Here is a 24,612-nt window from a genome sequence, read left to right on the forward strand (position 1 = left end):
ATATTCTATGACCATACAGTCACAAAACAACTAATAATTTCCAAATAACTTTTCATTTACGGAAAATGTTGCATTTATTACTACATAAATTCAAGCCAATTGGAAGGCTCACACCCTTTGGCAAAGGCTTGCCGACATGAAACGCCATGTGGCCGCCGTTTTGGTTTTTCTCACCACTGCGGTGGTGATCGACAGCCATGTGGACTGGGAACACCTAGACGGTCGCCGCTTGTTAAACCTCAGCGGACAGCGCTTTGATGTGCAGGGATGGGCAGCCGAACAAGCACTCTTATGGCGCCGCGATTGCCGCGCCTTTGCCCCGCTGCCACTGGACAGCCCCACCGCCCAAGCCGTATTGACCGTCATTCAGCAGCACAGCCTGCCCGACTCGCAAAGCGCAAGGGGTTTGCAAATGCGCCTACAGGGCAACTGGAGCGTGGCCGAGGTGACTTTTGAAACCCTCAAGCCCGCGTTGGTGGTTTTGCAGCTGAACAATGGCCAATGGCGCGTGCAGGACCAAGCCGTGTGGAGCGGATCGACAGCGCCCTGGAACAGCGCCCAATTTGTGCGCCGCTACCTGCGCCAGCAAGCGCCCGATTTACCGCAGGCCTTGCTGCAGTGCATCGACATTGACCCTCAGCGGTACGGTCCGGGGCCCGGCGGGCTTGGGCCCGTGCCACCCAAAGGCAAAAGCCAGCCATGAGCTACCGCGTTGTTTGGTTCAAACGCGACCTGCGCCTGCAAGACCATGCGCCACTGGTGCACGCTGCAAGCCAAGGGCCGGTGCTGTGCCTTTACATCGCCGAGCCAGATCTGTGGGCCCAGCCCGATGCGGCTTTGCAGCACTTTGAATTTGTGCGCGAGTCATTGACCGAACTGCACCACGACTTGCAAGCACTGGGCGGCAGCTTGCAGGTGCGCGTGGGACCGGCGGTGCAGGTGCTGGCCACGCTGCACGCACAAGCGCCGTTTGTTGAACTGGTGGCGCACGAAGAAACCGGCAATGCGTTCACCTACGAGCGCGACCTGCAAGTGGCCGCGTGGTGCCGCAGCGAGGGGGTGGGCTGGAGGGAGTTTGCGCAGTTTGGCGTGGTGCGGCGTCTGAAAAGTCGCAACAGCTGGCAAGCCCGCTGGGAAACGCACATGGCCGCTCCGCAAGCCGTGCTGCACGACCTGCACTTTTTTCATCCCACCACCACTCACGGCATCGAAGCCATGACACCGCCGCCCGGCTTGCAGCACAACCCGCCAGATCGCCAGCGCGGTGGCCGCAGATGGGGCCTAGAGACCTTGCAGAGTTTTTTGGACGTTCGTGCGCTGAGCTACCGCGGCGGCATCTCATCCCCCTTGTCTTCGCCGACGGCTTGTTCGCGCTTGTCAGCCTACCTGGCCTATGGCTGCATCAGCCTGCGCGAGGTGGTGCAAAGCACCCGCGCCACACTTGAGACTCTGCCCCCACAAGCGGGCAGACACCGGGCCGGCCTGATCGGTTTCATCAGCCGCTTGTACTGGCATTGCCACTTCATTCAAAAACTCGAAAGTGAGCCCGAGATTGAATGGCGCAACATGCACCGGGGTTACGACGGCCTGCGTGAAGACGGCTGGAACGACGCCCACTTTGCCGCCCTGACCTCGGCCCGCACCGGTTGGCCCATGGTGGACGCTTGCGTGGTCATGCTCTACCAAACCGGCTGGCTGAACTTCCGCATGCGGGCCATGCTGGTGTCGGTGGCGGCCTACCCGCTGTGGCTCGACTGGCGGCCGGTGGGCCATTGGCTGGCCACGCAATTTTTAGATTACGAACCCGGCATCCACTGGAGCCAGTTGCAAATGCAGTCGGGCACCACCGGCATCAACACCACGCGGGTGTACAACCCCATCAAACAAGCGCAAGACCACGACCCCAAAGGCATTTTTGTGCGCCGCTGGTTGCCCCACATGCGCCGTGTGCCCGACACCTGGTTGTTCGAGCCTTGGCTCATGCCGCCCGAGGTGCAGCGCCACTGCGGCCTGACAGTGGGCAGCGGGCCGGATGCCGACATTCCAATGCCCGTGGTGGATTTGGCCGAAGCCACGCGCCAGTCCAAAGCCGCGCTGCATGCGCGCCGGGCCGAACCCGGTGTGAAGGCAGGCAAAAAAGCCATCGTCGAAAAACACGCTTCGCGCAAACATGGCACTGGCCACCAACGCGACGTGTTCACACGCGACAGCGACACCCCCAAAACCTCCCGCCGAAAAGCGGCAAAGACGACTTCAGCCGATACACCACCCAGCAACCAGCTGGGCTTTGACTTTTAATCCATGCGCACCACCCTTTTCTGGTTTCGAAACGACTTGCGCCTGCACGACCAACGCGCCTTGAAACAAGCGATTGAGCATGCCCAGTCGCATCAACAACCCCTGCTGCTGGTCTATGTGCACGAACCCGTGCACGACGAGCCCACCGCCTGGGGCTTTCGCCGCATGGGCGCGCACCGCAGGCGTTTTATGGCCGACACGCTGCAAGAGCTGCAAGTCACGTTGCAGGCACTGGGCCAGCGCCTGGTGTTGCTGCACGGCCCCGTGGCCGAGGTGTTGCCCGCCTGTGCACGTCTGGTGCAAGCCGACACCGTGTTTTGCGAAGACATCGCTGCGCCCGAAGAAGAAGCGCAGCTGCAAGCGCTGATCCATGCTGGACTCAACGTCAAGACCTTGTGGCAGTCCAGTCTGATCGAACCCGACGCCCTGCCCTTTGCGGCCGAAAACATGCCGCAAGTCTTCACCGAGTTTCGCCAGCGCATCGAATCGGCGCGGCTTCAACCTTTGGCACCGCTGCCCGCGCCCACCCAGTTGCCTGCGCCTCCGAATGAGCCCGCCATCACTTGGACCAGCTTGCCCGGCTGGACAGACAACGCTTTCACACTGCTGCAAGCCCACACCGAAGGCGATACACACCCACGCTCGAATTTTCCTTATGTCCAAGCGCATTGCCGGGGCGGCGAGAACAGCGCTTTGGCCCACCTGCAAAACTACCTCACGCCCCCTTGGCCCGACCGCTACAAACAAACCCGCAACGCCCTGCAAGGCCAGCACACCAGCAGCCACTGGTCGCCCTGGCTGGCCACGGGGGCAGTGTCGGCCCGTCGCATTTGGGCAGACCTTCATGCCTATGAACAACAGCACGGCAGCAACGACGGCACCTACTGGCTCTGGTTTGAGCTGCTGTGGCGCGACAACTTTCGCATGCTGCACCTGCAGCACGGCCGCCAACTGTATGTGGCAAGGGGCTTGTCCAACTTGCCCAAACCCAAACACTTTCCAAAAGACTTTCAGCACTGGTGCGATGGTCAAACCGGTGAGCCCATCGTCGACGCCGGCATGCGCGAGCTGGCGGCCACGGGCTTTACCTCCAACCGCATGCGCCAGATCGTGGCGAGCTTCCTGGTGCATGACCTGTCTTGCGACTGGCGTGCAGGCGCGGCCTGGTTCGAATCACAGCTGGTGGACTTCGATGTCTGCAGCAACCAGGGCAACTGGCTGTATGTGAGCGGGCGCGGCACCGACCCACGTGTGGGCCGGCGCTTCAACCCCGTCAAGCAAGCGCAAGACCACGACCCACAAGCTCGGTTTCAAAAGGCCTGGCTTTCGCCCTGACACTGGCCAGTATCTGTCGGAGGTGCAAGGATAATGCGCACCATGTTGTTTTTCATGCTCCCCCGAACCTTTATCGACCACACGCTCAGCGCCGTAGCATGCTGATCGGTGTGTTGTTCGCTCTGGCCGCAGGCCTGATGTGGGGTCTGGTATTTGTAGGGCCACTGCTGCTACCCGACTACCCCGCCGCACTGCACACCTTTGGCCGCTATCTGGCCTTCGGGCTGATCGCCCTGCCCTTGGCCTTTGTGGACCGCGCCGAAATCCGGCGTCTGACCCGCGCCGACTGGCTGGTGGCGCTGAAACTCGCCGCCATCGGCAATTTGCTCTATTACCTGTTCCTCTCGAGCGCCATCCAGCGTGCAGGCGGTGCGCTGCCCACCATGGTCATCGGCACGCTACCGGTGGTCATTGCGGTGGCGGCGAATGTGCTCAACCACCAACGCGACGGGCGTTTTCCGTGGCTCAAACTGGCCCCACCTCTGGTACTGATTTTGCTCGGCATCGCCTGCGTCAACCACGTGGAATGGACCGGCCTGCTGCAAAACCCGCAAGCCGACACCAGCCGCTACATCACGGGAGCCGCGTTGGCCGTGGGCGCGATGGTTTGCTGGACTTGGTACCCCCTCAAAAACGCCGACTGGCTGCGCGGCCACCCCGACCGCAACCCGCGTGTGTGGGCCACGGCGCAAGGCATCGCCACACTGCCCCTGGCCTTGCTGGGCTATGCCGGGTTCTGGCTTTGGGCCAGCGCTACTCAGAACCCGATGTCCATGCCCTTGGGGCCTCGCCCACTCGAATTCTTGGTCCTCATGATGACCATTGCATTGTTGGCCTCTTGGCTCGGCACCCTGTGCTGGAATGCCGCCAGCCAGCGGTTGCCCACCGCCCTGGCAGGCCAGTTGATCGTCTTTGAAACCCTGGCCGCGCTGGCCTATGCCTTTTGGCTGCGCGGCCAATGGCCCGAGCCGCTGACCTTGGCAGGCATTGCCTTCTTGGTTCTTGGCGTCATCGGCGGCGTCCGGGTCAAAGCGGTGGAGGCCCAGCGCTGAAAGCTTCAGGGTTTTCACCGATCCCACCCAGATTCAATGTGTATACAGTTGAGAACACAAAAAAGGAGCGCACTCTCTGGAGAACCTTTTTGGTGCGGCAGGACCGGATGAGCGGCACCACAAACGGGCATTTCTAGGGGATCAACCTGACAATCCTTGTCAGGAGAGTGCTTGATAATGGCACCGATATTGCTAATTACAAATCACCGTTTATTTGAACTTGGAGTCCCCCATGAACAAGCGTTTCCTCATCAAGGCCACGGCCGCTTTGGCAGCAGTCGCCGCCTTTGGTACTGCGCACGCGCAAACCACCCCCATCAAATTCCAACTGGATTGGCGTTTTGAAGGCCCTTCGGCTTTCTTCTTGCTGCCTGCAGCCAAGGGCCATTTCAAGGATGCCAAGTTGGACGTGACGGTGGACTCCGGTAACGGCTCCGGCGGTGCTGTCACCCGCGTGGCCTCGGGCACTTATGACCTGGGCTTCGCTGACCTGGCCGCTTTGATGGAATTTCACGCCAACAACCCCGATGCGCCCAGCAAGCCTGTGGCCATCATGATGGTCTACAACAACACACCCGCTTCGGTCATGGCATTGAAGAAGTCCGGCATCAAAACCCCGGCTGACCTGGCTGGCAAGAAGCTGGGCGCGCCTGTGTTTGACGCCGGTCGCCGCGCATTCCCTATCTTCCAAAAATCCAACAACATCGGCAACGTGACTTGGACCGCCATGGACCCACCTCTGCGCGAAACCATGTTGGTTCGCGGTGACGTGGACGCCATCACTGGCTTCACTTTCACATCGCTGCTCAACATCGAAGCGCGTGGCGTGAAAGCCGAAGACGTGGTCGTCATGCAGTACCCTGACTTTGGCGTCAAGCTGTATGGCAACGCCATCATCGCCTCACCCAAGATCCTGAAAGAAAACCCAGCCGCTGTGAAAGCCTTCTTGACCGCGTTCACCAAAGGCGCCAAGGAAGTCATGGACAACCCAGCCGCAGCCATTGAAACCGTCAAGGCCCGCGACGGCATCATCAATACCGCACTCGAGACACGCCGTTTGCAATTGGCCATCGACACTGTGATCAACAGCCCATCGGCCCGCGCTGAGGGCTTTGGCCAAGTCAATGGCCCTCGCTTGTCCTTGATGGCCTCGCAAGTGTCTGACGCCTTCAACACCAAGACCCGCGTCAAGTCAGAAGACATCTGGAACGGTTCGTTCTTGCCCACCGCCAAAGAACTGGACATCTTGCCCAAAGCCAAAAAATAAGCCCCCATCGTTTCGGCAAGCCCATGGCCTGCCGAAACTTTGGTCATCTCTGGGTGTGCACACACCCTGGCTTGAGCCCACTCCAACTCACCCGAGTCAGTGGGCTTTTCAAGGGGATGTTTTGTATACACTTTCGAACACCATTTCAGAGCCCACACCATGACCCAAGAATCATTCGTTGATTTCCAGAATGTCTGGCTGGCCTACAACGACGAGTTGCTGGCACAAAACCATTTCGCTGTCGAAGACATCAATCTGCAGGTCAAGCAAGGCGAGTTCATCGCCATCGTCGGGCCCTCTGGTTGCGGCAAGTCCACCTTCATGAAGCTGACCACGGGTCTGAAGATGCCCAGCAAAGGCCGCATCCTGGTCGATGGCCAGCCTGTGACCGGTCCGCTCAAGATCAGCGGCATGGCGTTTCAGGCCTCCTCACTTTTGCCTTGGCGCACCACGCTCGACAACGTGTTGCTGCCCCTCGAAATCGTGGAGCCCTACCGCTCCAATTTCAAGGAAAAGAAAGCCGAGTACGCAGAACGCGCCCGCAAACTGCTGAACACCGTGGGCTTGGGTGGCTACGAAGACAAGTTTCCGTGGCAACTGTCCGGCGGTATGCAGCAACGCGCCAGCATCTGCCGCGCCTTGATTCATGAACCCAAAATGCTACTGCTCGACGAGCCCTTCGGCGCGCTCGATGCCTTCACCCGTGAAGAGCTTTGGTGCATCTTGCGCGACCTGTGGACCGAGCAAAAGTTCAACGTCATTCTGGTCACGCACGACTTGCGCGAATCGGTGTTTTTGGCCGACACGGTGTACGTGATGAGCAAGAGCCCCGGCCGCTTTGTGGTGAAAAAAGAAATCGACTTGCCGCGCCCGCGCGACCTCGAGATCACCTACACCCCAGAATTCACCAACATCGTGCACGAGCTGCGCGGCCACATCGGTGCCATGCGCAAGACCGGTGCAGCCATCAACCAATGATCGGGAGTCCCTCATGAATAAAAAATCCCTCGAAAGCTGGTCACCCTGGATCTTGCTGGTGCTGAGCATCCTGATTTGGGAAGGCCTGTGCCGCGCCTTCAACGTGTCGGAATTCGTGTTCCCCAGCCCCTCGCGCATCGCACAGCAAACCATCGAATACCGCGACGTGATCGCGGGCCACGCTTGGCGCACCTTTTGGGTGACCATGGTCGGCTTTGGCATCGCCATCGTGGTGGGTGTGTTGCTGGGCTTCATCATCGGCAGCTCACGCCTGGCCTATGCCGCCGTGTACCCGCTCATGACGGCCTTCAACGCGCTGCCCAAAGCGGCCTTTGTGCCCATCTTGGTGGTCTGGTTTGGCATCGGCATCGGCCCCGCCATCCTCACAGCTTTCCTCATCAGTTTCTTCCCCATCATGGTGAACATCGCCACCGGCTTGGCCACGTTGGAACCTGAGCTGGAAGACGTGCTGCGGGTGCTGGGCGCCAAGCGCTGGGACGTGCTGGTCAAAGTCGGCCTGCCCCGCTCCATGCCTTACTTTTATGGCTCGCTCAAAGTCGCCATCACCTTGGCCTTTGTAGGCACCACGGTGTCCGAGATGACGGCGTCGAACGAAGGCATTGGCTACCTGCTGATCTCCGCCGGCTCGGCCATGCAAATGGGCTTGGCGTTTTCTGGCTTGGTGGTCGTGGGTGCCATGGCCATGGCCATGTACGAACTGTTCAGCGCCATCGAAAAGCGCACCACCGGCTGGGCACACCGCGGCTCGCAAGGCGAGTGAGGTGCATGAGGTGAGCCAGGTCAGTGCGGTGCGTGCAGCAGACGTGTCCGGACACTCGACTTGGCACGCCAGCCTGCAGCTCGACTACACGCTGGAGTCCGAGCGCAGCGTCGCCCGCTACCTGCACCAAGGACCGCTGCGCATTTTGCAAAGCCTCTACCCCGAAGGCGATGCGGTCTGCCACAACGTGCTGGTGCACCCGCCCAGCGGCTTGGTGGGTGGCGACACCCTCGACATGCAAGTCACAGTCGCATCAGGGGCGCATGGCTTGGTGACCACGCCCGGGGCCACGCGCTTTTACCGGTCTGAAGCAGGCCTCGCCACACAACAGGTGCACGCGCGGGTTGAATCTGGTGCCCGCCTGGAATGGCTGCCTTTGGAAGCCATAGCCTACAACGGCTGTGATGGCCTGAACCGCGCCGTGTTTGACCTGGCCCCCGGCGCAGAAATGATGGCCTGGGACCTCACTGCGTTCGGGCTGCCTGCGGCCGACATGCCCTATGTGCAAGGCACATTTCGCCAACACTTGGAAATCCCTGGCGTGTGGCTGGAACGCGGCACCCTGAACGCTGAGGACACCCGCCTGATGGACAGCCCGCTGGGACTGGCAGGCCAGCGCTGCATGGCCACGTTGGTGTTCGCATCGGGCTGCGCCATGGCCGATGAGCGCATCGAAAGGGCTTTGGCCTGCGCCCGTGATTTGATGGAAGCTTCTGAACTGCGCCTGACAGCCGGGGCCACCTCACCGCACAAACAAGTCATCGTGCTGCGGGTGCTGGCACCGGTGACCGAGCCTGCGATGCTGCTGCTGCGGCAGGTGTGGGCGGCTTGGCGGCAAGAGATGTGGGCAATGCAGGGCACATACCCTCGACTTTGGCATGTCTAAGTCCTGAGATCTGCGGCTCGGCCAAACCGTCCTAAGCCCAGCTCGATCAGGCGTTCACCACGGCGCAACAAGAACAACACATCCATGCCCATGCCCATGCCCATGCCCATGCCCATGCCCATGCCCATGCCCATGCCCATGCCCATGCCCATGCCCATGCCCATGCCCATGCGCTGTGCCATAGCCAAGCCTTCATCGGGGCCTGCCACCAACAAGGCCGTGGCCCAAGCATCTGCTTGCATGCAGCTTGAAGCCAGCACAGTGACCGATGCCACACCGTTGTTCACCGGCGCCCAGCGACGCGGGTCCATGGTGTGCGCAAGGCGCGCGCCGCCAACTTCCAGACAGCGTCGGTAGTCGCCAGACGTGGCCACCGCCAGATCCTCCAGTTCGATCACGCCGCGCACTGCTCGGCGTTCAAACTCGGGGCTTTCAAGGGCCACGGACCAAGGCAGACCGCCGGACTGCCCCCCCACGGCTCGCAACTCGCCATCCAGCGCTGCCAGTGCATGCCGAACGCCATGTTTTTGCAACACTTGGGCCATGCGGTCCACCGCGTAGCCCTTGGCAATGCCACACAGGTCGAGTTGCAAGGGCACACGTTTTCGAACTTGGCCTTCTACTTTGTCCAGCTCCAAACAAGCGTGCGCAGCAAGCGGTTGGGATTGGCGAGCCATGCGAATGGCGTGTGCGTCGGGCGCATCGCACACCGCACCAAAACCCCAGGCATTGACCAGCCCACCTACGCAGGGGTCAAAGGCCCCTGTGCTCAGCCGCTGCACATCCAAGGCACAGCCCAAGACCTCCAGCATCTCTGCGGGCAACGCCACCCAAATGTCCACCGGCGCACGGTTCACACGCATGAGCTCACTGTCCGGTTTCCAGGGCGACATCTGCTGGTCCACCTGATCGACCGCAGTGGCCAGGTCTTGCTGCAAGGCATTCATGTCGAGACTGTCGTCGGCATCCAAGGTGGCCGACCAGCGCGTGCCCATGGTCGGACCATGCAAGGTGATGCGTTGGCACTTGGCAGCAGATTCAGAAAACATCTTCGGCATAACGTTCTTTGGACTTCAACTTGGCGACGCTCAGCTGCAAGGGTGCCAACACCGTGTCGAGCGCATCGGCCACGCCCTGCGCCATGGCGCGGCTGCCGCAGACCCGCACGATGGCGCCTTGGCTGACCCAGTGGCGCACGCGCTCGGCATCGCGGCGCAGGGCGTCTTGCACGTATCCGCCCCCTTGGGGCACGCGCGAGAACACTGTCTGCAAGCTGGTCAAGCGGCCTTCACCCAACCAGCGCTCGATCTCGGGGCCGAAGTAAAAATCTTGTGCCGGATCGCGCCCACCAAAGTACAGGTGCATGGGCCGCATGCGGTCATTTCGGCGGATAAAGCCCGCCAGCGGTGCCACCCCTGTGCCCGCGCCGATCAGCAACACCGGCTTGCGCGTCTGGGGCAGCGCAAACCCCGGGTTGAGACGGATGAAGGCGTGGATGTTGTCCCCTGCCTTCAGGGCCAGCAGGTGCTTGGAACACTGGCCACCCGGCATCTGGCGCACACAAATTTCCAGAAAGCCGTCCTGCCAGCCCGAAGCCAGCGAGTAAAAACGCGGCACGCTGGAGCCGGGTGGCACGATGCCCACCAGATCACCCGCCGAAAACCGCACCAAACCATGCGTGCCCAGACAAGTGCGCAAACCCCGAGCAGGCCATGCAAATCGCAAGATCGCAGTCGGCTGACCGCCTGCTACGGCAAAGTTTTGACGCCCGATCAAGGTCAGCACCGTGGTCGGTGGCACTCGCGGCACATGCGCCAACACCAGCGGTTCGTTCAGCGCCTGCGCCAAGGCGATGCCCCAGCGTGCGAACTGCTGCGCAGATTGTTGGTGGATGCACTCGAGCGGCAGCAGCGCGGGCCAGCCTTGCGAACGCAGCTGCCGCTCCAGAGCCTCGGAAAAGGCGCAAAACGCCGGATACTGCCGATCGCCAAAGCCCAACACCGTGATCGGAACCGACACCGGGACATTGGTGGCCTTGAGTTTGGAAATCAGCGCAAGCGCACCACTGGCATGGGCCGGGGCCTGGCCTTCACCATAGGTGGCCGCCAGCACCAACACCTGCCCTGTGGCGGCGGTGGTTTGAAAATTTTCCAAAGCGCTGGTGTGCACGCGGTGGCCGCACAGGCTCAGTGCGTCTTGCAGTGTTTGGGCAAAACCCCAGGTGCTACCCCCCTCGCTGGCCACGAAGATGAGCACATCGGCCTGCGCCATGGGGACGTTGCCGGTGATCTTGGGGGTCTGGTTGCGCGCTTGCCTCCAAATGAAAAAACCCGACAACCAAAACAACAGCACGCTGGCACCAACAAGACCGAGCACCACAGCCCACAGCCAAGCCGATTCACCCGTGTGCAGCACCACGGCCAGGTCGACCACGCGCTGCGCCAAGCTGGCGTCCTGCCAAGCCAGCATCTGGCCCGAGTAGCGGTCAATCCAGCCTTGCCCCTGGGCGGTGGTGAGCTTCCAGGTGTCTTCGGGGTCGGTGGCACCCGGCACATTCAACTTGCGCAAATCTTTGACCAGCAGGCTTTGCAGCGGGGCCAACTGCGCACCGGGCAAGGCAGGCTGGCCGGACACCACCGAGAGGACCTCCGGCTCAGTCCCCACATCCAGCACCACCAGCCCCAAGGTCGATGCGCTCATGGTCAGCGAGGTGACCGAAGTGAGCAACAGGACCAGCAGCACCACTCGACCCGTGACCACATGGGTGCGTTGCGCCAGCGTGCCGCGCACTTTCTTGGTCAGTCGCTGCCAGCCGCCCATGCGCCGCAGCAACAGCACCAGCGCCGATGCACACAGCACCGTCATGGCCAGCGCAACGCCCGCTGCCAGCCAGCGCCCGGCATCACCCAGCAGCCAAGAGCGGTGCAGGTTCTTCACCCAGCGCGGCAGCACCGAGGCTTGCCAAGGGCCCAGCACCCGGCCATCGGTTGGGTCGATATAAGACGCCTGCGGCTGCTCGCCAGCAAAGCTGAACACCACGATGGCACCCGAAGGCAGATGCCGGATTTCTTCGGCGTCCGGCACCGTGCGTGTCACGCGCTCGACCAAGGTGGCCACAGTCAAGTCGCCAGGCGCTGCGCGGGCCTGCCAAGCCTGCTGCACCGGGTCGATCGCCAAAATGGCACCGCTGATGCCCAGCACCACAGCCAGCGTGCCCACGGTCAAGCCCAGCCAGCGATGAATCGCTTTCCAGCTCATGCGCGGCGCTTCATTGAAGTTGGAAGCTCGCCGACTGGATGTAGGGCTTGCCGGTCTGCGGCTTGCCCGCATTCGCTTGGGTCAGCGGTATGCGGACCTCTGACGGGCTGTCGCGCATGTCTTCGGCGGCGGCATCGATGCGGATTTCATAGCCTGCGTCGATCAATGCATCCGCCAGATCGGCCGTGACCTTGAGGGTGCGGCCTGCGCCGACGCTGGCACCGGTGACGCCATTCAAACGCTGAGCATCACCGGCCGAAAGTCGGTACCAATCCGACAAATGCTTGTGGTACTTGGCCTTGCCACCGGCCACCCAGAGGGTGCGCACATAGGCACCCTTGGCATCGGTGAGGTAGGCCGCCAAGTAGGCACCGTCACCGCCGTAATTTTTGAGCTGCGCGGTCAGCGTCACGGGGCGGCTGTGTGCCAAGGCGGGAAAGGTCAGCGCGCAGGCCGTGGCCACAAGGGATAAAAGAGGTTTGGACATGGTGGTATTTCCGTGAAGCCTGTTGAATGAAAAACTCATGACGCTTCGCGTTCGCTTTTTCGCTCGCGATGGTGCTCGTCCTGCTTGAGCTTCAAGACCTTGAGCGTTTCTGGGTCGATCTTGGCTTTGAATCTGCGGCCCTGGGCATCGGTGAACCGAATTTCATAACAGCCGTCGTCGATCTTCAGCCGCTCGATCTGCCAGCCCTGGGCTGCGGCCATCTGCCGCACGGCATCGCGCGATTGCCAGCGGTTGAGGGGGGCATTGCAATCGTCCTCGGCCAAGGCGGGCAAGGCTGCAAGGCCGAGCGACAACACCAGCAGCCCCTGGCTCCAAGCGTGATTGCATTTCATGAAGGGCTCCTGTCAAGCCAGTTTGAGCATCAGGCTTTGGATGGAGGGCATGGCGAAAAAGCCATATGTATTCAGCCCTGTTGGCGCGCTCACAGTCGAGGCGCCGCAAAAACTCAATCATCAAGGTTCTTGTTCGAATCCAAGTTGATCAAAGTCAATGCTTGTCGCCACCCCTCATGCTCAGATGCGGATGATGTTTGTTTTGTCATGAACACCTCTGCGCATTGGATCGGTTTGCTCACCGCCTTGGGGGTAGGCTTGCTGATCGGTGTGGTGCGTGAGCGCCGGCACGAGCCCACCAGGACCAAGGCGGGCACGCGGACGCACGCGCTGGTGGCGATGCTCGGCTATGTGAGTTGGAGTTTGGGCACTGGGCCATTTGTGGCCACGGTCTTGGTGATCGGTGCACTGGTGATCGGGGGTTATCAGGCCACCGCCCGAAGCGATCCTGGCCAGACGGGTGAGGTGGCATTGCTGGTGACCCTGATGCTGTCGGCGCTGGCGCAACAAAACCCGGGCTTGTCTGCCGCTCTGGGCGTTCTGGCTGCGGCGCTGCTGCATGCCAAGCAAGCTTCGCAGCGCATCAGCCGTGTTCTGATCACCGATCAAGAATTGCAGGACGCCCTGATCTTGGCTGCCGCAGCACTGGTGGTGATGCCGCTGCTGTCAGACCAAGCAATGGACCCTTGGGGCGTGTTGCAAGCCACCACGCTGTGGCGCATCGTGGTGTTGGTCATGGCGGTCGGCATGCTGGGCCATGTCGCGCAGCGGGCGCTGGGGGGTCGTTGGGGCATGCCACTGGCGGCCTTCTTTTCGGGTTTTGTGTCTTCCACTGCTGTGGTCGTCAGCACGGGTCAGCGCGTGCGGGCAGGACACAGTGATGCACTGCCCGCAGCGGCTTGTGCCCTGCTGGCCAATCTGGCGTCGTTGACGCTGTTTGCCGGAGTGCTGGGGGCTGCCTCACCGCCCCTGCTGGTGGCCATGCGCTGGCCACTGGTCTTGGCGGGCCTGGGCTTGATGCTGGTGGCGTTGCTCGCATTGCGTCGCATCGAAGGCGATGGTGCCGAGACCCCAACAGGACACGCTTTCAAACTGACCCATGCCTTGGGCATGGCCAGCATCATTGCCTTGATGTCCTTGCTCGCCGCCTGGCTGCAAAACGTTTTTGGCGATGTGGGTGTGCTGGTGGCTGCGCTGTGTGTGGCCTGGGTGGAAGTGCATGCCGCCGCAGCCAGCATTGCGCAACTGATACAGACAGGCGGCATGACGCCTAAGTTTGCGCAATGGTCACTGGTGGCCGTGCTGGCCTCCAGCGCTGTGGCAAAAACCGCCTTGGCGATAGCCAGCGGCGGGATTCGCTATGGTCTGGCAGTCGGACTGGGATTGGTGGCCATGGTGGCGGGTGGCGCGGTGGGCGTGATGTGGTTTACCTGAGTTGATGCAGCAGGTTTGTGAGGGATGAGTGTCTGCGAAAGGCTGGGAGCGGACTACCGTATTGGTTCATTGATCGGCAGCAGCCGACCCATAGCGGTCGACCGGCATGATCAAGCCCAACTTTTGGCAGTTGTAGGACTGACAGGGAATACCCCAATTGTAGACGACCGGTCTAATAATAAACTGACTTTCACGAGTGTGAAATGAGGCTTAGCCCATTTGCACAAAAAAATCACAGAGACACCTCAACTGCAACCAGGAAAGACACCGTTCAAATGCCTGAGCAAGAGCGACTGCTAACTTTGAATCAAGTCTGTAAAAATTTTGGCGGCGTACAAGCCGTTAAGAATTTGAGCTTTGATGTGAAATCGGACGAGATCGTAGGTTTGATTGGCCCGAATGGGTCCGGTAAATCAACGACGGTGAATTTGATATCTGGTTCAGTACCACCCAGCTCTGGCGACATTGTGTGGCGTGGACAAACTGTTAACAAACTTCCAATTAGTCGACGAGTACCCTTGGGTCTGGCGCGAACATTTCAAACCACGAGTTTGCTTGCAGAGGTCAGTGTGCTCGACCAAGTTTTGACGGCATGTCACACCAGCTATAGCGTATCGCCGTGGCGATCAGTGCTCCGAACGAAAAACGCCAGAGTTCAAGACGTTGAACAACGCTCCAAAGCTCAAGAGTTGGTTGAATTTGTTGGACTGGGCGAAGTAATGGGCCATCCAACTTCGACCATCTCGTCGGCGCATCAGAGACTTCTCATGATCGCTACAGCGATGGCTGCAGATCCAAAATTGATCTTGCTCGATGAACCGGCGGCTGGAATGGTTGCACAGGAGCGGAAAGAATTGGCCGAAGTCATATTGCGGATTCGAAAAAGGGGATTGGCTGTATTGGTTATCGAGCATCACATGGGTCTGATCATGGAAGTGTGCGATCGCATTGTGGTTCTGAATTTTGGTGAAAAGATCGCTGAAGGTAGGCCTGAGGAAATCCAGCGCGACTCAGCGGTCATTGAAGCGTATCTTGGCGGGGTGCATTGATGCTACATATTAAGAACCTAACAGCAGGTTATGGAAAAGTAAATGTTTTGCATGGGATCAGTCTTGATGTTTATGAGCGTGAATGTGTAGCCCTTATTGGAGCAAATGGAGCGGGTAAGAGCACCACCTTGCGCTGCATCTGTGGGCTTAACGAAGTGCGCTCTGGCAGCATTGAATTTATTGGTGAACGATTGGATGGTTTGAGTGGGCATGCCATTGTCCGCAAGGGAATCACCATGTGCCCAGAAGGCAGACAAGTATTTGCAGAAATGTCGGTTGTCGAAAATTTGGAAATGGGTGCACACACGCGCAAAGACAACGAACAGAAAAGTGATATCGAAAAAATGCTGGATCTCTTCCCCGTATTGCGTCAGCGCGCCAAGCAGAGGGCCGGCACACTTTCAGGTGGTGAACAAGAGATGCTTGCCATAGCTCGGGCGCTGATGGCGAGACCCAAACTTTGTCTTTTTGATGAACCTTCCTTAGGTTTGGCACCAAAAATTGTTGAAGAAGTTGAGCAGATTTTGGTGCGCATCAAGGCCATGGGAACAACCATCGTACTTGTTGAACAAAATGCAGCCATGGCATTGCGCTTGGCTGATCGTGCGTATGTTTTGGAAGCGGGCGAAGTGGTGCTTCATGGGACAGGGCAAGAATTAAAAAATGACCCGCAAGTGAGTAAAGCCTATTTGGGCTATTGAAGCAGAGGCGGTATCCCAATCGTGGGGTTCGCAAAAATCTTTTAACTGGAGACAAGAAATGAAACTGAAAAAATCTATGACTCTGGCTGCACTGGTCATCAGTGCTGCATTGACTCCTGCAGTCCATGCATCAAACGAAGTTTTGGTACTTGGCGTTAACGATGCATTAACCGGTGGTGGCGCCGTTTACGGCTTGCCCCAAGCCAATGCAGTTCAAATGGCTGCCGATGAGATCAATGCTGCAGGCGGTATCAAGGCCGGTGGAACCACCTACACACTTAGAGTTATCACATCGGATGATAAAGCCAACCCAACAGAGGCCACCAATAGTGTGAGGAAGCTGATCGACCGTGACAAGGTTAAGTACTTGCTAGGTTTTTGTTGCTCAGGATCGACAAGCGCGGTTGCCTCCTTTATTGCAAAAGAAGACGCCGTCATGTTGGTCGGAAATGCTGCGGAACGCACTATCACTGCGCAAGGTATTCCTAACGTATTTCGCACACGTCCACCTGCAGACTTTACTGGCGCTGCAGCAGGTACATTCGTGGCACAAAGGGGTGCTCGAAACGTCGCTGTCATCGGTGCTTTGGAAGTTGGTTTCTATACCCAATACGTGGATGCCTTTGAAAAAGAGTTGAATAAAGTTGGGGGCAAGATCATTGCAAGAGAAGCATTCGGGCTTCGCGACCGTGATATGACGCCGCAATTAACAAAAATCCGCGGCCTTAAACCCGATGCAATCTTGGTCGTAGGTTACGTTGAACCCGCTGCATTTGTATATCGTCAAGCAGTTGAGTTGGGCCTCAATGTGCCGCGATATGGTTTTACCAGCGGCAGCGAAGAACAGTTTCTGCGTGTAGTTACAAGTGCGCAAATGGAAGGCGTTTGGGATCTTCGCCCAACAGAGCTGACCATTGAAGCATTGGGACCACAAGCTAAGGCATACGATGCAAATTACAGAAAAAAATTCGGCCAATCACCCACGCCTAGTTCGCCCTACGCCTACGACCAGGTTTACGTACTGAAAAATGCAATCGAGCGCGCTGGTGGGTCAAAGGACGCCAAGAAAGTCGCAGATGCAGTTCGCACCTTGCCAATTCCAAAGGAAGCCGTGATGAAGTACATAGCCAACGATGGAAATGCCATGTTTGACCAGAACGGTCAGGCATACACAACCAACGGCGCTTTTCAGTGGCAAAAGGGCAAGTGGGTTTTCGTGTCCGAATTGCCATCTGATAACAAAGCTTATTCACAATTTTTGCGCAGTATTCGCAAATAAGTCCTGAGCTCAATTGGCTAACAGCACGCGACTCAATCTCACTTTGAGTCGCGTGGTTCTCTGTCAAACACAGATGGCATATCCGAACGGTGAAATGCGATGATCGAATTACTGCAACAAATTCTCAATGGACTCGCCATTGGTTCCGTCTACACATTGGTAGCTCTTGGACTGACCGTGGTATTTGGGATTTTAGGCATAGCGCATTTTGCGCATGGCTCATTAGCTATGTTTGGGGGATACTTAACTTTTGTATTCTCGACAACCATGGGGCTGTCCTTCTTTGCCAGCATGGCATTGGCCATGCCAGTTGGAGCGGTCATGGGCATGTTGATAGAGCGATTCGGATATCGACCTGTTCGTGATGCACCTCACATCAATGCCTTCATCATTGCTTTGGGCCTAACAATGATGTTGGAAGGCGGCAACTTGCTCATTTTTGGAGCCGATCAAGTCATCATTCAAACCCCATATCAGCAGGTGTTTGATTTTGGAGGGATCTTCGTCGCGCAGTTGCGAATGGTGGTGATGGTGACAGCTGTCACATTGGTCGCAGTGGTGACCTTACTTCTTTTAAAAACGAAAACTGGAAAGTCTGTTCGCGCTGTGGCTCAAAACCGTCATGCGGCTGTTCTGATGGGCGTAAATGTTAACTTTGTCTCATCGGTTGTGTTTGGTATTTCTTCCGCTCTAGGGGTCGCTGCTGGTGCCTTAATTGGGGCTTTGTTAGCGCTGGCACCAGGCGTAGGTGAAAGTTTTGCTGTCAAGGGTTTTGCCGTGTTGATATTGGGTGGTCTTGGATCATTGCCAGGCGCCATTTTGGGCGGCTTGGTTCTGGGTGTCAGCGAGTCTTTGGCAGCGGGCTTCATATCGTCAGCTTACAAAGACGTGATCTCCTTCTTAATCATGATCTTGGTCTTGTTGGTCATGCCGCAAGGCTTGATGGGGAAAAAATGAGACGTTTTTTTACTAAACCCTTGATGTTCAGCCTTGCGGCTGTAGCAGTCGCGTTGGCGTTGCCTCATGCCTTCAAAACACCCTATTACATTCATTTGATGACCTTGGCATTGATTTGGATTGTGCTTGCACAAGGCCAAAATTTAACGCAAGGATTTGTTGGTTATGTATCGATCGCACAAGCAGGATTTATGGGCATTGGTGCCTACATATCTACTCTTTTGACAATGAACTTTGGCGTTTCGGTTTGGGCAACACTAGTGATTGCGCCTTTGCTGACTGGTGCTATGGCAATCATTGCTGGATATCCAAGCCTACGTGTAAAAGGCCATTACTTTTCAATTGTCACGTTAGCGTACAACATGGTCATCTTTATTGTGTTGATGACATTTAAGGCGCTCACTGGTGGTGAGGCAGGCATACCTGATGTGCCACGCCCCAGCGAATTGACTCTTTTTGGATATGTTTTCAGTTTTGAAGGGCGCAGTAATCTCAACTACTATGCTTTGGCCTTGTCAGCAGCGATTTTGGCGACCGCTTGTTGTGCCCTGGTGTTGCACTCCCGTGCTGGGCGGGTGATGTTGGCCATACGTCAAAACGAAGATCTTGCAGAAGCTATGGGGGTGGTTACTTCACGGTACAAACTATTTGCTTTTGTTATGAGTTCAATTTTTGCAGGCTTGGCTGGAACTCTTTATGCGCATTACATAGGTTTTTTAAATCCTGAACCATTTGGCGTCGATCAATCATTGAACATCATTTTGGCAGTGATTTTAGGTGGTAGCGGTACGCTTACAGGCCCCATTGTTGGCGCAGTATCAGTCGTATTTTTACCTGAGCTGCTCCGTTTCGCTGATAGTTTTCGGCTCATCATTTACGGATCGATATTGGTCATAGCGACTATCTTCTTGCCTAAAGGACTTGTGCCATTGGTTGTCACCATTTGGCAGCGCTTGCGAACGCGCAAAACAGTCGCAGAAGATAACAAGGCAGCAAGCAAGGCATGAAAAAATGATCTCAGACGCTGAGGGACGGCCCATACCTGTGGACAGGGTATTCAAAGAAACAGATCATTTTGTACAGCGCCATCTAGTTCTGAAAGCAGCACAATGGGGTCGCGGTCTTTTCGAGCGACAGGCTTTATTTGAGCCCGCTGGAGACGCTGGCTTGTTGAGTCTCCAAGTTCCTCGTGCGTTTGGTGGATCAGATTTGTCTTTTGGTGACAAGGTCAAGGTGCTGCAAAAGCTGGCGCGAATTGATTTCAGTGCGGCCATGGCATTGGTGAATTCACACAACGTGGCGGTGCAGTTGGTGAAGTCTTCACCCTATGTGTTGTCGCCTCTTTATGCAGGTGATTTGATGCGTGGGCGCATCGTAGCCTGCACGGCACTGACCGAGCCCAATGCTGGATCGGATTTGGGCCAAATTCAAACCACGGCCATTCGACATGGCGATGGCTGGATTCTTAACGGCTCAAAAACTTGGATCATCAACGCCGCGCACGCTGACGGTGTTGTGGTTTACGCCCAAACCCAAGCAGGTGCGGGTGTCAAAGGCATTGCGGCATTTTTTGTCCGTGCCGAATCCCTCGGCTTCGAGCGTGTTGCTGTGTCGACCAACAGTGCTCTGACCAGTATGGGCATCGGTGGAATACGCCTGACGAATGTCTATTGCGACGCTTCGCACCTGTTGTATGAGCCCGGCAAAGCATTTGTCGACATCATGGGTGCGATCAATCGAGCGCGCACTTATGTGGCCGCCATGTGTTGTGCGATGGTGTCTCAAGCTTTGACAGATGTGCGCGTTTATGGTCAGAAACGTACCGCTTTTGGCCAGTCTTTGGATCAATTTCAAGGTTGGCGATGGCAAGTGGCCCAAGCAGCCACCGCATTACAAGCTGGTGAGTTGCTGGTGAGCGCGGCCTGCGATCTGATTGATCAGGGCAGCGAAGCCCAAACCGCTGCGGCGCAGGCCAAACTTTATTCAACCAGCATGGCTCAAACACAATTGGGTTCGCTGCTTCATGCGATGGGTGCAGAAGGATTTTTGGACCAGTATGCTTTTCTAAGGCACCTCACGGCAGCTCACGCTGCTTCTTTGGCCGACGGTTCAACAGCGATGCTGCTTGAACGTGTCGCACAGGACTTTCGTTTCAAACCAGGAGCAAGCTGAATGCGCGTCTTTCAAATTGAAGGGGAGTGGGGCATTGAACACTTGAAACTTTCCCAGCGTCCGGAGCCGATAGCAAGCGCAGGTCAGGTGTTGGTGCGGATGCGAGCCTCTTCACTCAACTACCGCGACCTTGTTGTGCCTGAACGTGGTTACGGAAGTTATACCGGGCAATTGCCCTTGATTCCCATCTCTGATGGGGTTGGAGAAGTCGTTGCTGTTGGTGCAGGTGTGACGCGAGTTCGTCTCGGTGATCGCGTGTGTCCGACTTACTTTCAGGGCTGGATTGGGGGAGAGCCAGATTTGCAGAGACTCACACAATCTCTTGGCGGGCCAATTGATGGAACCATGACTGAGATGATGTGTCTGTCTGAACATGGCGTGGTGGTGGTCCCTGACTACCTGAGCGACATTCAGGCAGCAAGCCTTCCATGCGCCGCATTGACGGCTTGGAGTGCTGTGGTGACCTACGGTCATGTCAAGGCAGGTGATCGGGTTTTGGTGCAAGGTTGTGGTGGTGTGGCTTTGTTTGCATTGCAGTTCGCGAAAATTTTAGGCGCCCATGTCACCGTGATCAGCTCGAGCGAAGAGCGAATGAATCGAGCCATTTCCTTGGGAGCAGATGCAGTGATCAATTACCGGGAACAGCCCGAATGGGCCAAAGCCACAAGAGAGATCACACAGGGGCGTGGATACGATTTGATCCTGGAATTAGGGGGTGAAAAAACACTCCCTCAATCTCTGCGCTGCATTCGCCCAGGTGGTACTTTGGCCATGATTGGTATCTTGTCGGGAAGCAGTGTCAACACTTCGTTGGGCCACATCATCACGCGGCAAGTGCGGCTTCAAGGCGTGACCGTGGGACACCGGGATGGAATGGAGGCTATGTTACGCGCTATGGCTCAGCACCAGATCCAGCCTGTCACCGATAAGGTATTTGCATTCGAGGAGCTCAAAGAAGCCATGGCGTATTTGAAGAGTGGGGCTCAGTTCGGCAAAGTCTGTATTGCCCATTAAAAAATGGGGGTCTGATGCTAATTCCTATCCTGCCAGTCAGCGTTGATTCTGGAAAAGTCGCATTTCAGATGTGCGAAAGCGGTGAGCAAGTCACTTACGCACAACTTGAAGACCGTGCCAACCAGGTTGCCCACCTGGTTTCAGATTTAGGCCTCCTTCCTGGTGACCATGTGGCCGTGCTGATGAATAACTGCCGTGAATTGCTGGAGCTTTGCTTTGGCTTCGATCGAAGTGGTGTTTATTACACGCTCATCAGTACGCGCCTGACGATGGACGAAATTGATTACATCGTTCGGGACTGTGGTGCACGTTTATTTGTTTATTCATCCGCGTTGGAGAATATTGAGCCAGACTTGTTCACCAAGCTACCTAAGGCGCTGCAGTGCATGAGCGTGGGTGCAAGGGGTGCACAAAGTGGGCACGGGGATTGGATTGCTCAATGCGCGAAAAAACCCACCTCTGCCACTGCGCAACCTTTGCAAGGCAGTGACATGCTTTACTCGTCGGGGACGACGGGGCGCCCCAAAGGTGTGCTGTGGCCATTGTCCAAAACCGATGCGGGGCAAGCCACTATGTTGGTAAAGTTGTTATCGCCATTGTTTGGATATGACGTCAACAGCCATTATCTTTCTACCGCACCTTTGTACCATGCAGCGCCACTGCGTCACAGCATGACGGTGATAAAAATGGGTGGAACCGTAACGGTTATGGAGCGCTTTGATGCTCTACTGGCTTTGCAGACCATCGAGCGGTGCCGCATCACCCACAGTCAATGGGTACCCACCATGTTTGTGCGATTGCTCAAGCTTGATCGAAAGACCCGCGAAAAATTCGATCTTTCATCCATGAAAATGGCTGTTCATGCTGCCGCGCCCTGCCCCGTTGATGTGAAAGAAAAGATGATTGAATGGTGGGGGCCAATCGTGCACGAGTATTATGCGGGCACTGAAAACAATGGTTTTTGTAGTATCACACCTGCTGAGTGGTTGGAGCACAAAGGCTCGGTGGGTCGTGCCTCACAAGGTAAGCTGCATATCTGTGATGAAGAGGGACTACCTTTAGAAGTAGGACAGACAGGCGCTGTTTATTTTTCAGATGGCCCCCAATTTCTTTATCACAACGATCTAATTGGCACCGCACAAACACGCAATGCCTTGGGCTGGACTACTCTCGGTGACATTGGCTATTTGGATGATCAGGGTTACCTTTATTTGGTAGACCGAAAAGCCTTCATGATCATCAGTGGAGGAGTCAATATTTATCCTCAAGAAATTGAAAATGTGTTGCTGCAACACCCTAAAGTGATGGACGCAGCTGTTGTTGGCGTCCCAAATAGTGATTGGGGCGAGGAAGTTAAAGCTGTTATACAACCCGTTGACGCATCCGATATTGGCCCCGCTCTAGCAGATGAGCTACAGGCATTCTGTCGCGAAAAATTAGCAGACTTTAAATGTCCGAGATCCATAGATTTCGACTTGGAGCTACCTCGTTTGCCTACAGGTAAGCTTTATAAAAAATTGGTTAAAAAACGCTACTGGCCTCAATAAGCCTTTGTGAAAAAATCAAATGCCAACCGGAGAATCCTACGTGTCAGAAAACCAAACCAGTCATGTTACGTCGAGCACGAGCAGAAGCGGCAGTCGTGCCGTCACACGCACAGATACTCGCAACGCTTTGGTTTGGTGCGGAACTGAACTCTTGACCGAACGCGGGTTCCAAATAACGGGTATTGATGAAGTGCTCAAGCGCGTTGGCGTACCCAAGGGCTCTTTCTACCATTACTTTAAAAGTAAAGATCATTTTGGACACGCAGTCATTGATAACTACGAAGCTTATTACGCAAAAAAAATGGATCGGATTTTTGACGACACTTCGCAACCTCCGTTGCAGAGGTTAGTGAACTTCACCGTGAATGCAAAAAATGGCATGGTGAAGTTCGACTTCAAGAGGGGCTGCCTTATCGGCAATCTTGGTCAAGAACTCGCTGCACTAGATGCCCAGTTTCGTGAACGGCTGGAGGGGGTTTTGGTGTCTTGGGAGAAACGTGTTTCAGACTGCTTGAGTGAGGCCATCGATATCGGAGAACTGGCGCCTGGGCAAGATCCTCAAGCACTTTCGCGTTTTTTCTGGGTCGGTTGGGAAGGGGCGATCTTGAGGTCAAAACTTATGCGCAGTTTGGAGCCAATAGACCAATTCACATCCATCTTCTTTAGATCTGTGTTGATTAGGTGATTCCTAGCATATGTCCTCAGACCGCAAGGCCAACTCTGATCAATTCATTCTTGCGCTCGATCAAGGTACTGGTTCCAGCAGGGCGCTGGTCTTTAACCCTGGCGGCGAGGTGATGGCTCAGGCACAGAAGCCATTGACTCAACATGACCCTCAACCTGGGTGGGTAGAACACGACGCTCTGGAAATTTGGCAGAGTCAACTGAGTGTGGCACATCAGTTTTTCAAATCAATTTGAAGACGATCAAATGAGAGGCCGCGCAAAACGCTCGGCTTCCATACGCCCGCTGAGATGTTCAGCGAATGCGTTGCATCAACCGGTTGAATCCGCCCTGCTTAGCCGACGTACACCATCAGCGCTACAACATCCGGCTCCTCAAATCGCCACCAGCTGCTGAATATTCTTCTCCTTCATCTCGCTGCCGGGCCCGTGCGCGATGACTTCGCCACGCTCCATCACTAAGTACTGATCGGCCAGTTCTTCGGCAAAGTCGTAGTACTGCTCACACAACAGCACCGCCATGCGCTGGCCTTGCAGGCCCACGTCGGCCAGCTGGCGGATCACGCGGCCGATGTCTTTGATGATGCTGGGCTGGATGCCTTCGGTGGGCTCGTCCAGGATCAATAAACGCGGTTTGGCGGCCAAGGCGCGGGCAATGGCCAGTTGTTGTTGCTGGCCGCCCGATAAGTCGCCACCTCGGCGGTGCAGCATTTGCTTGAGCACCGGGAACAATTCAAACAACTCAGGCGAGATGGGTGTGCTGCCAGGCTGGGTGGCCAAGCCCATGCGCAGGTTGTCTTCGACCGTCAGGCGCGCAAAGATTTCACGGCCTTGGGGCACATAGCCCACACCCGCTGCGGCGCGTTCATAAGGTTGGGCATTGCTCAGGTCTTTGCCGTCCAGCACCACGCTGCCGCTCTTGATCGCCACCAAGCCCATGAGCGATTTGAGCAGCGTGGTTTTGCCCACGCCGTTACGTCCCAGCAGCACCGTGACTTGGCCCTGTTCGGCTGTCAAGCTCACATCGCGCAGGATGTGGGAGCCGCCGTAGTACTGATGAATGTTCTTAACTTCCAGCATG

Annotated in this window: 23 protein-coding genes and 1 pseudogene; 19 read left to right on the plus strand and 5 right to left on the minus strand. The window is 56.7% G+C overall.

What is annotated here, in order from left to right; all coding sequences use genetic code 11:
- The first annotated feature begins 136 nt into the window (after positions 1–136).
- From Q1M54_RS08435 to Q1M54_RS08470, 8 genes are all read left to right on the plus strand, one after another.
- Positions 137–703 (plus strand): hypothetical protein, encoded by a 567-nt coding sequence (locus Q1M54_RS08435; RefSeq protein ID WP_300556196.1) that lies wholly within the window; start codon positions 137–139, stop codon positions 701–703.
- Positions 700–2,298, plus strand: coding sequence for an FAD-binding domain-containing protein (locus tag Q1M54_RS08440; protein ID WP_300556198.1), 1,599 nt, complete (start codon positions 700–702; stop codon positions 2,296–2,298). The genes Q1M54_RS08435 and Q1M54_RS08440 overlap by 4 nt, the downstream gene beginning before the upstream one ends.
- 3 nt (positions 2,299–2,301) lie before the next feature.
- Positions 2,302–3,633, plus strand: coding sequence for a DASH family cryptochrome (locus Q1M54_RS08445; protein WP_300556200.1), 1,332 nt, complete (start codon positions 2,302–2,304; stop codon positions 3,631–3,633).
- 98 nt (positions 3,634–3,731) lie between these two features.
- Positions 3,732–4,685 carry a DMT family transporter gene (locus Q1M54_RS08450; RefSeq protein WP_300556202.1) on the plus strand — a complete coding sequence of 318 codons (954 nt, stop codon included), beginning with the start codon at positions 3,732–3,734 and terminating at the stop codon, positions 4,683–4,685.
- 232 nt (positions 4,686–4,917) lie between these two features.
- Positions 4,918–5,952, plus strand: a complete 1,035-nt coding sequence (locus tag Q1M54_RS08455; protein ID WP_300556204.1) for an ABC transporter substrate-binding protein — start codon at positions 4,918–4,920, stop codon at positions 5,950–5,952.
- A 159-nt stretch (positions 5,953–6,111) separates the two neighbouring features.
- Complete coding sequence (locus Q1M54_RS08460) at positions 6,112–6,930, plus strand: ABC transporter ATP-binding protein (protein ID WP_300556206.1); 819 nt, start codon at positions 6,112–6,114, stop codon at positions 6,928–6,930.
- 13 nt (positions 6,931–6,943) lie between these two features.
- The gene (locus Q1M54_RS08465) at positions 6,944–7,711 is read left to right on the plus strand and encodes an ABC transporter permease (RefSeq protein WP_300556208.1); all 768 of its coding nucleotides are present in this window, start codon (positions 6,944–6,946) and stop codon (positions 7,709–7,711) included.
- A 1-nt stretch (position 7,712) separates the two neighbouring features.
- Complete coding sequence (locus Q1M54_RS08470) at positions 7,713–8,597, plus strand: urease accessory protein UreD (RefSeq protein ID WP_300556210.1); 885 nt, start codon at positions 7,713–7,715, stop codon at positions 8,595–8,597.
- Here the strand turns inward: Q1M54_RS08470 and Q1M54_RS08475 are convergent.
- The 4 genes from Q1M54_RS08475 to Q1M54_RS08490 are packed head-to-tail and all read right to left on the minus strand — an operon-like array spanning position 8,594 to position 12,695.
- Complete coding sequence (locus Q1M54_RS08475; protein WP_300556212.1) at positions 8,594–9,655, minus strand: FAD:protein FMN transferase; 1,062 nt, start codon at positions 9,653–9,655, stop codon at positions 8,594–8,596. The two genes, Q1M54_RS08470 and Q1M54_RS08475, sit on opposite strands and share 4 nt — an antisense overlap.
- On the minus strand, positions 9,636–11,855 hold the full coding sequence (locus Q1M54_RS08480; RefSeq protein WP_300556214.1) for a PepSY domain-containing protein: 2,220 nt from the start codon (positions 11,853–11,855) through the stop codon (positions 9,636–9,638). The genes Q1M54_RS08475 and Q1M54_RS08480 overlap by 20 nt, the downstream gene beginning before the upstream one ends.
- Positions 11,856–11,865: 10 nt before the next feature.
- Positions 11,866–12,342 carry a DUF2271 domain-containing protein gene (locus Q1M54_RS08485; RefSeq protein WP_300556216.1) on the minus strand — a complete coding sequence of 159 codons (477 nt, stop codon included), beginning with the start codon at positions 12,340–12,342 and terminating at the stop codon, positions 11,866–11,868.
- 35 nt (positions 12,343–12,377) lie between these two features.
- On the minus strand, positions 12,378–12,695 hold the full coding sequence (locus tag Q1M54_RS08490; protein WP_300556218.1) for a PepSY domain-containing protein: 318 nt from the start codon (positions 12,693–12,695) through the stop codon (positions 12,378–12,380).
- Positions 12,696–12,902: 207 nt separating this feature from the next.
- On the opposite strand from Q1M54_RS08490, the gene Q1M54_RS08495 reads away from it, so the two are divergent.
- The 11 genes and pseudogenes from Q1M54_RS08495 to Q1M54_RS08545 form a co-directional block, all read left to right on the plus strand.
- On the plus strand, positions 12,903–14,129 hold the full coding sequence (locus Q1M54_RS08495; protein WP_300556220.1) for an MgtC/SapB family protein: 1,227 nt from the start codon (positions 12,903–12,905) through the stop codon (positions 14,127–14,129).
- Between the two features lie 275 nt (positions 14,130–14,404).
- Positions 14,405–15,178, plus strand: a complete 774-nt coding sequence (locus tag Q1M54_RS08500) for an ABC transporter ATP-binding protein (RefSeq protein WP_300556222.1) — start codon at positions 14,405–14,407, stop codon at positions 15,176–15,178.
- Positions 15,178–15,879 carry an ABC transporter ATP-binding protein gene (locus tag Q1M54_RS08505; RefSeq protein WP_300556223.1) on the plus strand — a complete coding sequence of 234 codons (702 nt, stop codon included), beginning with the start codon at positions 15,178–15,180 and terminating at the stop codon, positions 15,877–15,879. Before Q1M54_RS08500 ends, Q1M54_RS08505 begins: the two co-directional genes overlap by 1 nt.
- 58 nt (positions 15,880–15,937) lie before the next feature.
- Positions 15,938–17,158 (plus strand): ABC transporter substrate-binding protein, encoded by a 1,221-nt coding sequence (locus Q1M54_RS08510; RefSeq protein WP_300556225.1) that lies wholly within the window; start codon positions 15,938–15,940, stop codon positions 17,156–17,158.
- Between the two features lie 99 nt (positions 17,159–17,257).
- Positions 17,258–18,115, plus strand: a complete 858-nt coding sequence (locus tag Q1M54_RS08515; protein WP_300556227.1) for a branched-chain amino acid ABC transporter permease — start codon at positions 17,258–17,260, stop codon at positions 18,113–18,115.
- Positions 18,112–19,122, plus strand: a complete 1,011-nt coding sequence (locus Q1M54_RS08520) for a branched-chain amino acid ABC transporter permease (protein ID WP_300556229.1) — start codon at positions 18,112–18,114, stop codon at positions 19,120–19,122. Before Q1M54_RS08515 ends, Q1M54_RS08520 begins: the two co-directional genes overlap by 4 nt.
- Before the next feature lie 4 nt (positions 19,123–19,126).
- On the plus strand, positions 19,127–20,287 hold the full coding sequence (locus tag Q1M54_RS08525; protein ID WP_300556231.1) for an acyl-CoA dehydrogenase family protein: 1,161 nt from the start codon (positions 19,127–19,129) through the stop codon (positions 20,285–20,287).
- Positions 20,288–21,301: an NAD(P)-dependent alcohol dehydrogenase gene (locus Q1M54_RS08530; RefSeq protein ID WP_300556233.1), complete on the plus strand. Its 1,014-nt coding sequence runs from the start codon at positions 20,288–20,290 to the stop codon at positions 21,299–21,301. It begins immediately after the preceding gene.
- Positions 21,302–21,315: 14 nt separating this feature from the next.
- Positions 21,316–22,848, plus strand: a complete 1,533-nt coding sequence (locus Q1M54_RS08535) for an AMP-binding protein (RefSeq protein WP_300556235.1) — start codon at positions 21,316–21,318, stop codon at positions 22,846–22,848.
- A 151-nt stretch (positions 22,849–22,999) separates the two neighbouring features.
- Positions 23,000–23,533 (plus strand): TetR/AcrR family transcriptional regulator, encoded by a 534-nt coding sequence (locus tag Q1M54_RS08540; protein WP_300556237.1) that lies wholly within the window; start codon positions 23,000–23,002, stop codon positions 23,531–23,533.
- Positions 23,534–23,543: 10 nt separating this feature from the next.
- Positions 23,544–23,744: pseudogene (locus Q1M54_RS08545) on the plus strand (FGGY family carbohydrate kinase); the annotation flags it as partial.
- Between the two features lie 162 nt (positions 23,745–23,906).
- Here the strand turns inward: Q1M54_RS08545 and urtE are convergent.
- The gene (gene urtE / locus Q1M54_RS08550) at positions 23,907–24,611 is read right to left on the minus strand and encodes an urea ABC transporter ATP-binding subunit UrtE (protein WP_300556239.1); all 705 of its coding nucleotides are present in this window, start codon (positions 24,609–24,611) and stop codon (positions 23,907–23,909) included.
- Position 24,612: the final 1 nt, after the last annotated feature.

This window comes from Limnohabitans sp. Rim8 (assembly GCF_943326455.1).
Classification (GTDB): domain Bacteria; phylum Pseudomonadota; class Gammaproteobacteria; order Burkholderiales; family Burkholderiaceae_C; genus Limnohabitans_A.